15 protein-coding genes are annotated in these 13,560 nt (G+C 57.6%); 10 read left to right on the top strand and 5 right to left on the bottom strand.

What is annotated here, in order from left to right:
• Positions 1-22 precede the first annotated feature (22 nt).
• Entirely contained in the window at positions 23-1,249 is a 1,227-nt protein-coding gene (locus RAZWK3B_RS02300) for an argininosuccinate synthase (RefSeq protein ID WP_007811841.1), read from the bottom strand.
• 141 nt (positions 1,250-1,390) lie between these two features.
• Between RAZWK3B_RS02300 and ilvA the strand changes: the two genes are divergently transcribed.
• The gene (gene ilvA / locus RAZWK3B_RS02305; RefSeq protein ID WP_007811843.1) at positions 1,391-2,629 is read left to right on the top strand and encodes a threonine ammonia-lyase IlvA; all 1,239 of its coding nucleotides are present in this window, start codon (positions 1,391-1,393) and stop codon (positions 2,627-2,629) included.
• Here ilvA and RAZWK3B_RS02310 read toward each other — a convergent pair.
• Positions 2,626-2,958: an Hpt domain-containing protein gene (locus RAZWK3B_RS02310; protein ID WP_007811844.1), complete on the bottom strand. Its 333-nt coding sequence runs from the start codon at positions 2,956-2,958 to the stop codon at positions 2,626-2,628. The two genes, ilvA and RAZWK3B_RS02310, sit on opposite strands and share 4 nt — an antisense overlap.
• 208 nt (positions 2,959-3,166) lie before the next feature.
• Between RAZWK3B_RS02310 and RAZWK3B_RS02315 the strand changes: the two genes are divergently transcribed.
• From RAZWK3B_RS02315 to RAZWK3B_RS02340, 6 genes are all read left to right on the top strand, one after another.
• Entirely contained in the window at positions 3,167-4,375 is a 1,209-nt protein-coding gene (locus tag RAZWK3B_RS02315; protein ID WP_232279467.1) for a PP2C family protein-serine/threonine phosphatase, read from the top strand.
• A gap of 133 nt (positions 4,376-4,508) precedes the next feature.
• Complete coding sequence (gene hslO / locus RAZWK3B_RS02320) at positions 4,509-5,504, top strand: Hsp33 family molecular chaperone HslO (protein ID WP_007811846.1); 996 nt, start codon at positions 4,509-4,511, stop codon at positions 5,502-5,504.
• The gene (locus tag RAZWK3B_RS02325) at positions 5,491-6,096 is read left to right on the top strand and encodes a CoA pyrophosphatase (RefSeq protein ID WP_007811847.1); all 606 of its coding nucleotides are present in this window, start codon (positions 5,491-5,493) and stop codon (positions 6,094-6,096) included. Before hslO ends, RAZWK3B_RS02325 begins: the two co-directional genes overlap by 14 nt.
• A complete protein-coding gene (locus RAZWK3B_RS02330) occupies positions 6,093-7,238 on the top strand; it encodes a CCA tRNA nucleotidyltransferase (protein ID WP_037294798.1) in 1,146 nt (381 codons plus the stop codon). The genes RAZWK3B_RS02325 and RAZWK3B_RS02330 overlap by 4 nt, the downstream gene beginning before the upstream one ends.
• Positions 7,235-8,476, top strand: a complete 1,242-nt coding sequence (locus RAZWK3B_RS02335; RefSeq protein WP_007811849.1) for a class I SAM-dependent RNA methyltransferase — start codon at positions 7,235-7,237, stop codon at positions 8,474-8,476. The genes RAZWK3B_RS02330 and RAZWK3B_RS02335 overlap by 4 nt, the downstream gene beginning before the upstream one ends.
• A gap of 80 nt (positions 8,477-8,556) precedes the next feature.
• Entirely contained in the window at positions 8,557-9,054 is a 498-nt protein-coding gene (locus tag RAZWK3B_RS02340) for a L,D-transpeptidase family protein (protein ID WP_007811851.1), read from the top strand.
• 7 nt (positions 9,055-9,061) lie between these two features.
• Here the strand turns inward: RAZWK3B_RS02340 and dalA are convergent, their stop codons facing one another.
• On the bottom strand, positions 9,062-9,577 hold the full coding sequence (gene dalA, locus RAZWK3B_RS02345) for a divisome-associated lipoprotein DalA (RefSeq protein ID WP_037294800.1): 516 nt from the start codon (positions 9,575-9,577) through the stop codon (positions 9,062-9,064).
• A 169-nt stretch (positions 9,578-9,746) separates the two neighbouring features.
• Here dalA and RAZWK3B_RS02350 point away from each other — a divergent pair, with 169 nt between their 5' ends.
• The gene (locus RAZWK3B_RS02350; protein WP_007811855.1) at positions 9,747-10,349 is read left to right on the top strand and encodes a L,D-transpeptidase; all 603 of its coding nucleotides are present in this window, start codon (positions 9,747-9,749) and stop codon (positions 10,347-10,349) included.
• Positions 10,350-10,490: 141 nt separating this feature from the next.
• Positions 10,491-10,679, top strand: coding sequence for a hypothetical protein (locus RAZWK3B_RS02355; protein WP_007811856.1), 189 nt, complete (start codon positions 10,491-10,493; stop codon positions 10,677-10,679).
• Between the two features lie 190 nt (positions 10,680-10,869).
• Here RAZWK3B_RS02355 and hemH read toward each other — a convergent pair whose 3' ends face one another.
• Both hemH and RAZWK3B_RS02365 read right to left on the bottom strand, forming a co-directional pair.
• Entirely contained in the window at positions 10,870-11,931 is a 1,062-nt protein-coding gene (gene hemH / locus RAZWK3B_RS02360; protein ID WP_007811857.1) for a ferrochelatase, read from the bottom strand.
• Positions 11,932-11,988: 57 nt separating this feature from the next.
• Positions 11,989-12,798: a methyltransferase domain-containing protein gene (locus RAZWK3B_RS02365; RefSeq protein ID WP_007811858.1), complete on the bottom strand. Its 810-nt coding sequence runs from the start codon at positions 12,796-12,798 to the stop codon at positions 11,989-11,991.
• An 18-nt stretch (positions 12,799-12,816) separates the two neighbouring features.
• Between RAZWK3B_RS02365 and RAZWK3B_RS02370 the strand changes: the two genes are divergently transcribed.
• Positions 12,817-13,548 (top strand): ComF family protein, encoded by a 732-nt coding sequence (locus RAZWK3B_RS02370; RefSeq protein ID WP_037294803.1) that lies wholly within the window; start codon positions 12,817-12,819, stop codon positions 13,546-13,548.
• Positions 13,549-13,560 lie beyond the last annotated feature (12 nt).

Below are 13,560 nucleotides of genomic sequence, written 5' to 3' on the forward strand. Positions count from 1 at the left end.
TTTCGTACGAATCGTACGAAACTCAGCCTTTCAACCGGCGGTCCCTCGCGGCCAGCAATTTCAGCCGCAGGGCATTCAACTGGATGAACCCCGCCGCGTCCTTCTGATCATAGGCCCCGGCATCATCCTCGAAGGTCACATGCGCCTCGGAATACAGGCTGTGATCCGACCACCGCCCAACCGTCCGCGCCAATCCCTTGTACAGCTTCAGCCGCACCGTTCCTGTCACATGATGTTGTGATTGGTCGATCAGCGCCTGCAACATCTCGCGTTCCGGGCTGTACCAGAACCCGTTATAGATCAGCTCGGCATAACGCGGCATCAGCTCATCCTTCAGATGCGCAGCCCCCCGATCCAGCGTGATCTGCTCGATTCCCCGATGCGCCTCCAGCAGGATCGTGCCGCCGGGCGTCTCATAGATGCCCCGGCTTTTCATGCCCACGAACCGCCCTTCGACCAGATCAAGCCGGCCAATCCCATGCTTGCCGCCCAATTCATTCAGCTTTGTCAACAGGTTGGCAGGGCTGAGCGCCTCACCGTTCACGCTCACCGCGTCGCCTTTTTCAAAGCCGATCTCGATGAATTCCGGCTCGTTCGGGGCGTCCTCCGGATTAACGGTCCGTTGATACACGTAATTCGGCGCATCCACCGCCGGATCCTCCAGCACCTTCCCCTCGGACGACGTGTGCAACAGGTTCGCATCCACCGAAAACGGGGCTTCGCCGCGTTTGTCCTTGGCGATGGGAATCTGATTTTGCTCTGCAAAATCAAGCAGTTTCGTGCGGCTGGTCAAATCCCATTCCCGCCAAGGCGCGATCACCTTGATGTCCGGGTTTAACGCATAGGCCGCAAGTTCGAACCGCACCTGATCGTTGCCCTTGCCCGTTGCGCCATGCGCCACAGCATCCGCCCCGGTCTCCTCCGCGATCTCCACCAACCGCTTCGAGATCAACGGCCGCGCGATCGAGGTCCCCAAAAGGTATTGCCCCTCATAGACCGCGTTGGCACGGAACATCGGAAAGACGAAATCGCGCACGAATTCTTCCCGGACATCTTCGATGAAGATATTTTCCGGTTTGATTCCAAGCATTTCCGCTTTCTGACGTGCGGGGTCCAGCTCTTCGCCCTGGCCCAGATCGGCGGTAAACGTCACCACCTCGCAGCCATATTCGGTCTGCAGCCATTTCAGGATGATCGAAGTATCGAGGCCGCCGGAATAGGCCAGCACGACTTTTTTGGGCGCGGACATCAGTTTCCCCTTATGTCAGACATGCGCCCGGCGATTATCCGGTTTTGTGGCGCGGGGCAAGATGCCCCCCGCTTCGGTATTCTTGAGTATGCTTTGCCTCGCGCCCTTGCCAGCCCGGAAACATTCAGCCAATCAAGGGTCATGACCGATTTCCGCACCCTTGCCCAAGACGCCGAAGCCGCCATGCGCGACGTCTTTGAACCCACGCCGCTGCAGCGCAACGATCACCTCTCCGAAAGGTATCATGCCGAAATCCTCCTGAAGCGCGAGGATCTGTCGCCGGTGCGGTCCTACAAACTGCGCGGTGCATTCAACGCCATGCGCAAGGTTCTGGCCGACAGCCCCGATACAAGGCAATTCGTCTGCGCCAGCGCCGGTAATCACGCGCAGGGCGTCGCCTTCATGTGCCGCCACTTCGGGGTGAAGGGTGTGATCTTCATGCCGGTGACCACCCCACAGCAGAAGATCGGCAAGACCGAGAAATTCGGGGGCGATGCCGTATCGATCCGGCTGACGGGGGATTATTTTGACGATACGCTTGCCGCGGCTCAAGCCTATTGCGCTGAAATCAAAGGGCATTTCCTTTCGCCCTTCGATGACGAGGATGTCATCGGCGGTCAGGCCTCTGTCGGGGTCGAGATCGAGGCACAGGCCGAAACCATGCCCGACATCATCATCATGCCCGTGGGTGGCGGCGGGTTGTCCGCCGGCGTGCGCAGCTATCTCGGTGACCGGACCCGCCTGATCCTGGTCGAGCCAGAGGGCGGCGCCTGTCTCATGGCGGCCATGCAACACGGTCACCCCACGCGCCTGAAGCATGTCGACAATTTTGCCGACGGCGCCGCCGTGGCCCAGATCGGCGAGCGGACGTTCGCGCGCCTGCGTGACGTCGATCCCGCTGACATCCGCACCATCAATGAAGACCGCCTCTGCACCACCATGCTCGAGATGCTCAATATCGAAGGCATCGTGCTGGAACCGGCCGGCGCTCTGGCCGTGGATGCCCTCAAGGACATGGCCGATGCGATTCGCGGCAAGACCGTCGTTTGTGTCACCTCTGGCGGGAATTTCGATTTCGAACGCCTGCCCGAGGTCAAGGAACGCGCGCAGCGCTATTCCGGTGTAAAAAAATATTTTATCCTTCGCATGCCGCAACGCCCCGGAGCGCTCAAGGACTTCCTGACGATTCTTGGACCGGATGACGATATCGCCCGTTTCGAATACCTGAAGAAATCGGCCCGAAATTTCGGCTCGGTCCTGATTGGCATCGAAACCAGAAATCCGGAAAACTTTGTCCATATTCTTCGAAAACTCGATGCTGCCGGTTTCGATTATCGCGACATCACCAATGATGAAGTGCTGGCTGAATTCCTGATCTAATCGGCGTCAAACTTGTCCAGCCCATCGACAAAACACGCGCGTGACTGGTGATAGGACGCGACGATCTGCCCGATATTCACATCCTGAGGCCCGTGTCCCGTGGCTTTGGTTTCGCCGTCCTGGCACAACTCCGAAAATTCCGTAAAGCCCAGGTTCAGGGCCCCACCTTTCAGGAAATGCAGCAGATCCACCAATTCGGACTGCGTGTCCGCATGTGGCAGCTTGGGCAATTCGGTTTCCATTTCATCCAGAAACAGACCGACGACATCTGCGAAGTTTTCAGCGCCAAGTTCCGTCCGAAGAATTTTCACTCGGTTCCAGTCGATCATATCAGGCCTCTGGTTGCGACCGGACGATGTTCGGTCAAAAACCCTAAGCAAATCTCAAGCGTGGCGGTCGAAAAGATCAAATCCAATCTTTCACCAAGATTTAAGTGACCGGCCCTAAACCGTGCCCTCATGGAAAAGGGTGTCGTCATTGGGAAGTCCTGAACAAGTTGCTTTTCACATCGGTTCGCAGCCGCAGGCGATCCGCCGCGTGTTGGTCGTCGACGATAGTCCGGCTCAGCGTCGGATCGTCAGCGCCGCGCTGAGCCGTTGGGGCTTCGACGTGATGGAGGCGGATGATGGGGCTGCCGCAATGGCCATCTGCACATCCAGTCCCCCCGATCTGGTGATCAGCGACTGGGTGATGCCGGGCATGAACGGTCTTGATTTCTGCCGCATGTTCAGGGACATGCCGCGTGAAAACTACGGGTATTTTATCCTTCTCACATCGAAAAGCGGGAAAGAGGATATCGCCTGTGGGCTGGACGCGGGCGCCGACGACTTCCTGACAAAACCGGTGAATTCCTCGGAATTGCGCGCGCGGATTGCTGCCGGTGATCGTATTTTGCGTATGGAACGGGAATTGACGGAAAAGAACCGACTGATCGCCAGCACGCTGGAAGAACTGCAGGTTCTTTACGAGTCCCTCAACAGCGATCTTGTCGAAGCACGAAAACTTCAGCAGTCGCTTGTCCATGACCGCTACCGCGATTTCGGCGCGGCGCAGGTGTCGCTTTTGCTACGGTCGAGCGGGCATGTCGGTGGCGACCTTGTGGGCATGTTTCCGGTCGGTGAAAACCGGATTGGCCTTTATGCCATCGATGTGTCCGGACATGGCATCAGCTCGGCGCTGATGACCGCGCGGCTGGCGGGGTATCTCTCGGCTTTTGCGCCCGAGCAGAACCTCGCCCTATTCGAGGTCGACGCCGGTCGGTTCGATATGCGACCGCCCGCAGAAACCATTGCCGCCCTGAACAAACTGATTCTCGATGAAATGGATACCGAACTGTATTTCACCATGATCCTGGCCGATGTGGATCTGGCCTGTGGCAAGGTTGATCTGGCGCAGGCGGGGCATCCTCATCCAGCCATTCAGCGCCACGATGGAACGATCGAATGGGCGGGACATGGCGGCCTTCCTGTCGGGCTTTTGCCTGCTGCAAAGTTCGAGCAGGTTTCTTTTGACCTCGGCCCTGGTGAAAGGCTGCTGATCCATTCGGATGGCATTGTCGAATGCGCGGACATCAAGGGTCAACTGCTGGACAACAAGGGCCTCTCCGGCATTCTGTCCGAGCTGCGCGACATTCATGGTCCCGCCTGCCTTGAGGCTCTGACATGGAACCTGTCCACGTTTTCAGGTTCGGATGATTTTGCCGACGATGTTTCGGCCATACTTCTGGAATTCAACCCGCATCCTTGAGCGCCCGGGAACCCACTGCCTGCCTGCAATTGGTGTCAGTCCATGCCGGGCCATCATGGGCAATCTCTTGGCCAGTGTGTTGCGACGCCTATATAGACGCGGTATGCCGATCTCTGGCGAACAAGGAAACTCCATGACACTCGGACAGAAAATCGCGTGGGATGACACAATCCTGCCGTTCCAGTTGGACAATGCGGACATCCGTGGGCGCGTCGCCCGCCTTGACGGCGTATTGGATGGCATCCTCAAGCAGCATGATTATCCCAATGCCGTGGAAGCCCTTGTCGCGGAAATGGCTCTTCTCACGGCGCTTATCGGCCAAACGATAAAACTGCGCTGGAAGCTGTCGCTGCAGATTCAGACCAATGGTCCGGTCCGGATGATCGCCACGGATTACTACGCGCCTGCTGCCGAGGGCGACTCTGCGCGCATCCGGGCCTATGCCAGTTTCGATCGTGACCGCATCTCAGGGGATGACCCGTTTTCCCAAGTTGGCGAGGGTTATTTCGCGGTTCTGATGGATCAAGGTCCAGGATCGGAACCTTATCAGGGGATCACTCCGATTTCCGGTAACGGCCTCAGTGCCAGTGCCGAAGCCTATTTCGCCCAGTCCGAACAATTGCCCACGCGCTTTGCACTGACTTTCGGCAAGTCGACTGAAAAAGGTGGGGCTGAACACTGGCGTGCCGGCGGTATCATGCTGCAGCACATGCCCGCAGCGTCACCCTTTGCAGAGGGCGGCGGTTCGGGAGAAGAAGGCTTGTTGCTGTCCGCTGATATTCTGGACGGCGATGACGAAGAAAACTGGAACCGGGTCAATATGTTGCTGGATACGGTCGATGATCTGGAAATGATCGGCCCCTCGGTTGCTCCGACGGATTTGCTTGTTCGGCTTTTCCATGAGGAAGTGCCGCGCGTCTTCGACATGCAGCCGGTGCGGTTCGGCTGCACATGTTCCGAAGATCGGGTGCGCAACAGCCTGTCGATCTATTCCGCCAAGGATATCGAGAAAATGACAACCGAAGAAGGCATCGTGACCGCCGATTGCCAGTTTTGTGGTGCGCATTATCGGCTGGACCCGAAGACTTTGGGGTTCGATGCGCAAAATCCACCCGATGGCGATGCGTGATCCACTCGACCCTGTTTATGCGGCCCTCGGCAACACTGGGATCGCTTCGTCTGACTATGATCTGAATGCCGATATCGCGTTGCCGGAGGGTCGCAAACTGCGCCCCGCAGGTGTGCTTGTGCCGATCTTTTGCGGTGGTTCAGAGGCGCGGCTATTCCTCACCAAGAGGTCTTCGGCCCTCAGACATCACCCCGGTCAGATTGCCTTTCCCGGGGGCAAGCAGGATGAAGCAGATCCCGATATCACGGCAGCGGCCCTGCGCGAGGCGCATGAAGAGATTGGTCTCGATCCTTCGAATGTCGAAGTTCTGGGATGTTTGCCTGCCCATGAAACGGTCACCGGGTTCCATGTGATCCCTGTCGTGGCGCGGATTCTCGCGCCATTCGATCCGCGGCCGGAAACTGGAGAAGTCGCCGAGATTTTCGATGTGCCCCTGTCGCATGTCATGAATCCCGCACAATACAGCATTCAGGCGCGTCGCTGGCGTGGGACATGGCGGAAATACTACATAGTTCCCTTCGGTCCCTATTACATATGGGGGGCAACCGCGCGTATCTTAAGGGCTATGGCTGACGCAGCGGAAAAAGCATGAAGATTGGCGGAGACTGGATAGATCGACCAGCGACTCAAGCGGTCTGTCGGATGATCGAGGACGCCGGGCATCAGGCGCTGTTCGTTGGGGGCTGCGTGCGCAATTCGTTGCTGAACAAGCCTGTGTCGGATATCGATATCGCAACGGATGCCCATCCCGAAACGGTGATCCGCCTGGCCGAGGCAGCCGGGCTGAAGCCGGTTCCGACGGGGCTGGATCATGGGACCGTTACGGTCGTGTCCGATCACGTTCCACATGAGGTTACGACCTTTCGCGAGGATGTTGAAACCTATGGGCGACACGCCGTTGTCGCGTATTCCGATGATGTCATGCAGGATGCCCGGCGCCGCGATTTCACGATGAATGCTCTTTATGCCCGACCCGATGGCATGCTTGTCGATCCGCTTGGTGGGCTGTCGGATCTCAAGGCAAGACGCGTGCGGTTCATCGACGATCCGAACCAGCGCATCCGCGAGGATTACCTTCGCATTCTGCGGTTCTTCCGGTTTCATGCCTGGTATGGCGATCCCGATATGGGTCTTGATGCCGATGGTCTTGCCGCCGTGTCCGAGCATGTTGATGGCCTTGCGGGCCTTTCACGGGAACGGACCGGTTCGGAGATCGTCAAGCTTTTGACCGCGCCGGATCCCGCCCCTTCGGTCGCTGCCATGCGGGCTTGTGGTGTTCTGGCGGCGGTTCTGCCCGGAAGCGATGATCGCGCGCTGGCGCCGCTGGTCCATCTTGAGCAGATCGCGGGACTTGAGCCAGAGCCGATGCGTCGTCTTTCATCGCTTGGGGGTGACATGGTGGCCTCGCGTTTGCGTTTGAGCAAGGCGCAGTCAAAGCGACTTGATCTTCTGTTGGCCGAGGCCGCGCTGGCCAAGCCGCCAATGGAGCTCGGATATCGTTACGGCATTGATCCGGGGCTGGACATCGTCGTGCTACGACACGCCTTGCTCGAGTCGCCGTTCGACTCGGCAGTCCGGCAAATCATGGAGCAGGCATCGCATGCGAAATTCCCCGTAACCCCGCATGATCTCATGTCGGAATATAGCGGGCCTGCTCTTGGTCGGCGCCTGTCCGAGTTGGAGCAGCGCTGGATCGAGTCGGGTTTTTCGCTTGGCCGGGAGGATCTTCTGTGACGGACGATCATCAATTACCGCTGCGCCGGTTTTCCGTCACCCGCCTGGGGCACCATGGTGATGGAATTGTCGACGGGCCGTTCTTTGCCCCGCGCACGCTGCCCGGTGAGGTGATCGAGGCCAGGACTGCGGATAAGGTTCTGACCGATATTCGTATTATCGAGCCGTCATCCGATCGGGTGACCCCACCATGCCGACATTTTCGGTCCTGTGGCGGGTGTCAGCTTCAGCACGCCTCGGATGTCTTTCTGGCGTCCTGGAAGCAGGAAGTCGTCAGATCGGCACTGGCTGCCAACAATCTTACGGCTGAATTCCTTCCCATTTCCGTATCGCCCCCGCAATCTCGCAGGCGGGCCACATTGGCGGCGCGACGCACCAAGAAAGGGGCCATGGCCGGTCTTTATGCGCGCGGATCGGATGTGATGGTCGAAATCCCGGAGTGCCGTTTGTTCCACCCGGATTTGATGAAAGCCTTACCCGTGGCCGAGGAGCTCGCAACAATCGGTGCAAGCCGCAAGCAAACCCTTGCCGTGGCGGTAACGATGTCGCGAAACGGTCTCGATATCGCCGTCTCGAATGGCAAGCCTCTCGATGGTCCCATGCGGCGGGACTTGGCGGCCCTTGCCGAGCGTCATGACCTTGCCCGCCTGTCTTTCGATGACGAGGTTGTCGTGACGCGTGCGCCGCCCGAACAAAGGTTTGGCGATGTCGTCGTCACCCCGCCGTCCGGGGCTTTCCTGCAAGCCACGCAGGAGGGTGAGGATGCTTTGCGCGCGGATGTGCGCCGAATAGTCGGCGCTGCGCGCCGGGTTGCGGATCTTTTCGCGGGATGCGGCACATTTGCGCTCCCGCTGGCACGCGACATGGCGGTGCATGCGGTCGAAGGTGATGCCGCGATGATGTCCGCCCTTGATGCTGGGTGGCGTAGAACACCCGGCCTCAAGGCTGTGACGCATGAAACGCGCGATCTGTTCCGCAGGCCCTTGTTGCCGGATGAGCTTGCGCCATTCGATGCGGTGGTGCTCGATCCGCCGCGGGCAGGCGCGTCTGCGCAGACCGCTCAGATCTGCGCGTCATCCGTTCCGGTGATTGCCTATGTGTCCTGCAATCCGGTGACCTTCGCCAAGGATGCCAGACAACTTATAGATCACGGATATCGGCTTGTAAGCATCCGCGTTGTAGACCAATTCCGCTGGTCGTCGCATGTGGAGCTTGTCGCAGAGTTTCGGCGCAACTGAGCGACGCGTCCAAACAGATCTTTAAAACGCGCACGAACCGGTTAAAACTGCCTCAGAGCAGTTTATACAGGTGATGTGCGATGCGGGTGATCAGAGGTCTGGTTGGCGCTTTGTTGTTGGTGGCGCTGACCGCGTGCAGCGGTTCGAAATTCCGGACCTACAATGGGCCGGAGGTGACACGTATCATCGTCAATAAGGGCGAGCGTGAAATGCATCTTTTGCATCACGGTCGCGTTCTTCGGTCATTCGATATTCATCTTGGATTTGCCCCGGAAGGCCACAAGCAAGTCGAGGGCGATGGCAAGACGCCCGAGGGCGAATACTTCATCGACAGGCGTAACCCCAACAGCAGCTTTCACCTTTCGATCGGGATTTCCTATCCGAATGAAATGGATGTGGCCCGCGCTGCAAGCATGGGGATGAGTCCCGGGGGCGATATCTTCATCCACGGGGCACCGCAAACTGTCCGGCGGCACAGGCCGGACTGGACCGAAGGCTGTATCGCTGTAACCGACAAGGAAATGGAAATCATTTACGCGATGGTAAAAGACGGAACGCCGATCACGATAAACCCGTAAAGAGAGGTTAGTCGCCCATCACCAAAGTCCACCAGATCTTGCCGTTATCTTCCTGTAGCCAGGAAAAGCCCATGTTGCGCGCGTCTGGTGACAGGATCACGTCTCGGGTTGTGGGCTCTTGCATCCAGGCCGCCAGCGTCTCGAGTTCCGTTTCGTAGGTCTCGGAGATGTTCTCTCCGACCAGTCCGCCGTTGTAGCCGACACGACGGACGCGATCGATCGGGGAAGACCCGTCAGACCCGAAATGCCAGGGGCGATTTTGAACCGACATGTCGCGCGAATGCGTTGCAGCGGCGGCGTTCAGCTGCGCATTGAGTTGCACAGGCGGCCGGCCTGCGGCTTCTCGCAGGGAGTTGACGGAATCAAGTATCCGATACTGGATGCGCGCGGTGTCGCCCGGCCCGATGCGATACACTCTCGGCAGCGGTTTTCCATCTGCGCCAAGCTGTGGGGGTGCTGGTGGTGCGGCGCAAGCGGACAAAGCCAAGAGAGCTGACAACAGCAAAGCCAGAATTCGAGCCATTTTGCGCACCCTTGTACAAGATTCGATGCCAACGTCGTATATCGCCTTTGGATACGATTCAAACCCGCATGGGCTTTGAGTTGCCGAATGACGGTTCTTTGAATTGCGACTGCGGCATTCGCGCCATATATTATAATGATATGTGATTGACCCAAGCCGGAGTTCGGACATGGCTTTTAAATTCAAGAATACGCTCAATCGTCGCTCGTTTCTGGCGGGGAGCGCGGCTCTGGTCGGTGCGCCTGCTTTCGCTCAGAGCATGGATAGTTCCAACACTGTCGAGATAGAAGAAGAGGTGACCGAAACTGTCCGGCGCAATATCTCGAGCTTTCGGTCTCTGGATTGGCAGCCCTATTTCTCGAACCTGAACAACGGCGCGATCCTTGTCGATATCTCGTCCAGGGCGCTGCATTACTGGTCTGAAGATGGGCAAACCTACAAACTCTATCCATCCAGTGTTCCCCTGTCCGAAGATTTGACCCGTCGAGGCCGCACAAGGGTGACACAAAAAGTCGAGGGGCCCAGCTGGCGGCCGACGCCGTCGATGCTGAAACGCAATCCGGACTGGCCGCCCTTTGTTCCGCCAGGCCCCGACAACCCGCTCGGAACCCATGCTTTGTATCTGAGCTGGACGTATTATCGCATCCACGGAACCCACGATACGCGCAAGATCGGTCGCCGTTCCTCAAACGGTTGCATCGGCCTGTATAATGAGCACATAGCGGAATTGTTTAGGATGGCGAAGGTTGGCACGCAAGTGTTGCTTATTTGACGAAAAACAGACATTGTGTGGATCGTTTGTCGAAGGTTGCATTTGCAATCAGCTATTTTTGCTGATTAACAAATATATACGAGGTAAGTCTTGGGTGCTTTATGCTGCAAAGCAGCATCAAGCTAATTTCTGGAGGATAACATGAAAAAACTCGCTCTCGCCGCCGCGTTCGCCGCTGCTGCTTCGACCGTTTCCGCTGGCACGATGGAAGAGCCGGTCATGGAAGCGCCCGTTGTTGTTGAAGAAACCGCAGCAAGCTCTTCGGCTGCTGGCGTTGTGATCCCGCTGGTTGTTCTGGCGATCATCGCAGCTGCAGTTGCAATGGACTAAGTCTCACGACTTAGAGACCAAAAGAAAAGGCAGTGGGAAACCACTGCCTTTTTATTTGTGCCAGGCTTTTGCTGGCTTAAAGCGTTCCGCCTTTAATCTGAGGCATCAGCTAAAGTCGGAACGCGTGCAACGATTGAACGGAGCACTGCATTTCCCGAAAATCTGTGATTCAGGTTTTTCGCGAAACGCTTTAGTCCAGCCAGCCTTTGAGGTTGTCGCTGATGATCGAGGCGAGCGCGTTGATATGTGCGTCATCGTCGTTGAGGCAGGGAATGTAGGTAAACTGCTCTCCGCCCGCCTCTTCGAAGCTTTCCTTGATCTCTTCGTTGATCTCTTCGAGTGTTTCGATGCAATCCGCCGAGAACGCGGGTGCTGCGACAGCAATCTTCTTTTTGCCCTGTTTCGCCAGTTCGGCCACATGGTCGACCGTGTAGGGTTTCAGCCACTCCTCGGGTCCAAATACGGATTGGAACGTCGTGGTGATCTCGGAGTCATCCCAGCCAAGACGTTCCTTGAGAAGGCGCGTCGTCTTCTGACATTGGCAGTGATACGGATCACCCTGCATCAAGTAGCGTTTGGGCATACCGTGATACGACACAACAAGGATGTCAGGCCGATCCTCGATTTTCGCATAGGCTTTTTCAACCGATTGTGCGAGCGCCTCGATATAATGCGGATTCTGGTAATACGGCTCCACTGTACGAGCGGTCGGCTGCCAAGGTTCTTCCATCAAGGCGCGGAAGAACTGATCATTCGCGGTGCCCGAAGTGGCGCCCGCGTAATGCGGATAAAGCGGGAAGAAAAGGATGCGCGTGCATCCCGCCTTGACCATTTCGCGGACCTTGGACTTGGTGGACGGGTTTCCATATCGCATACAGAAATCGACCATCACCTGATCCCCGTAACGATCCTCGAGAACCTTGGCCATCTTGGTGGTCTGATCTCGGGTGATGGTCATCAGGGGGCTTTCGCCCTTTTCCTCGTTCCAGATCGATTTGTAGGCCTCGCCGCTTGTGAAGGGGCGTTTGGTGAGGATGATCAATTGCAGAAGAGGCTGCCATTTCCACGGGCTGTAATCAATCACACGCCTGTCCGATAGAAACTCGTTCAGGTACCGGCGCATCGGCCAGTAGCTATAGTGATCGGGTGTTCCCAGGTTCGCCAGCAGAATACCGGTCTTGTATTTCGGTATCGCCGGATGATCGGCGGGTGCATGGGTTGGTCGGGTGGCGGTGGTGCTTGCGTCAAGCATTATCCAGTCCCTCTTTGCGTCAGGTTAGCCGTGGAAATAACGACTTGGAGGCAATCGTCAATCTTTGAGCGGTTTTTCTTTTGTCGCAAGAGCATCGGCAAGTCGCGCCGACGCTGATCCGGGGCGTAGCGGTCGTGGCTGACTCTCATGCGGTGCCCAACCCGTAAGGACCATCAACTCGAATGTTGCAGGAACCCGGTTATCGGACCCGAAGCTTTCAACATAAAGGGTTGATGCCCGAAAGAGGACATCGCGCCGCATCATGTGGCGCGGTCTTGCTGCAAGGGCACTTGTTTCACCCATCGCACGAAGATCACGCATCAAGTGAAGGGGTGATGCATAGGTCGCGGTCAACTTTACGGTGTCCGCGACAGGCAGGGCAAACCCGGCTCGCTGCAGCAAGGCGCCCAAATCCCGGATTTCGGCCATTGGGGTTACCCTTGGGGACAAGCCCCCTGTCACATCGGATTCAGCCTGCGCCAAGGCGCTGCGCAGCTCGTTCAATGTGGCGCCGCCAAAGAAGATGCCCAGAAACAGCCCGTCGGGATTCAATGCGCGTCGGGCCTGTATCAGCTGACCGACCGGATCATTTGCCCAATGCAGGCACATGGCATGAACAAGCAGATCGTAACGCTCTGTCTCAAGGTCGAGAGTGTCATCATCACTGACGCAGACTGCGCCCGGAATTTGCGTTGCCCAGAAATCAGGGAAACCGGAGACGACCACCTTATCGGTAAATGATCTGTTAACCATGCTCAGGCGATCATTGATCTCGTCCGCTGCCGCTTCGTGCAGGAAAAGGGCCGGATTTGCCCGGCTTCTTTCGCGGTTCCGGATCAGAGCTTTGCGATCGGTCAGTTGAGTCATCATGCCTTGGGAAATAGAGTGAGCGGGAGAGCTTTTCAAACAGCCTTAAGGCTTGTCTATCCTGCGCGTTGTATCGTCTGCGGAGAGGGGGTGGAAAGTGATTTCGCCCTCTGCGGGCCGTGCTGGAGCGATACTCCGTTCATTTTTGGCCTGTGCTGTGAGACATGCGGTGTCCCTTTGCCGGGCGAAAACAACGATACGCCTGAATACTGCGATGATTGTCTGCGCTACGCAAAACCATGGAGCATGGGGCGCGCGGCCGTCCTTTACCGCGACAATGGCCGCAAGCTGGTGCTTGGACTGAAACATGCTGATCGCCACGACATCGTTCGCCCTGCCGCGCGATGGATGGCCCGCGCTGCACAACCGATGACCTGCGAGGGCATGATTTTGGCGCCTGTGCCTTTGCACTGGACTAGGATGCTGCGCCGGAGGTTCAATCAGTCGGCGGTGCTGGCGCGTGCCATCGCGCACCAGCTCGGGCTCGAGTGCTGTCCGGATCTTCTGGTCAGACATGCGCGTACGCCGGGCCTTGACGGTTTGGGCTATGACCAAAGGCATGACACGGTTTGCGGCGTGTTTCGGGCGCATCCCGGACGGGCGCATCATCTGAAGGGTCGGACGATACTTCTGGTGGATGATGTCATGACATCGGGTGCAACGCTGTCGGCCTTGACGCAAATCTGTCTGGCGGGTGGCGCGACGGATGTCCGTGTTCTGGTACTGGCGCGCGTGTCAAAGGATGCATAAGTTCTCGGAAAC

Origin of the sequence: Roseobacter sp. AzwK-3b, assembly GCF_000170875.1 — a bacterium.
GTDB classification, from domain to species: Bacteria; Pseudomonadota; Alphaproteobacteria; order Rhodobacterales; family Rhodobacteraceae; genus Roseovarius; species Roseovarius litoreus.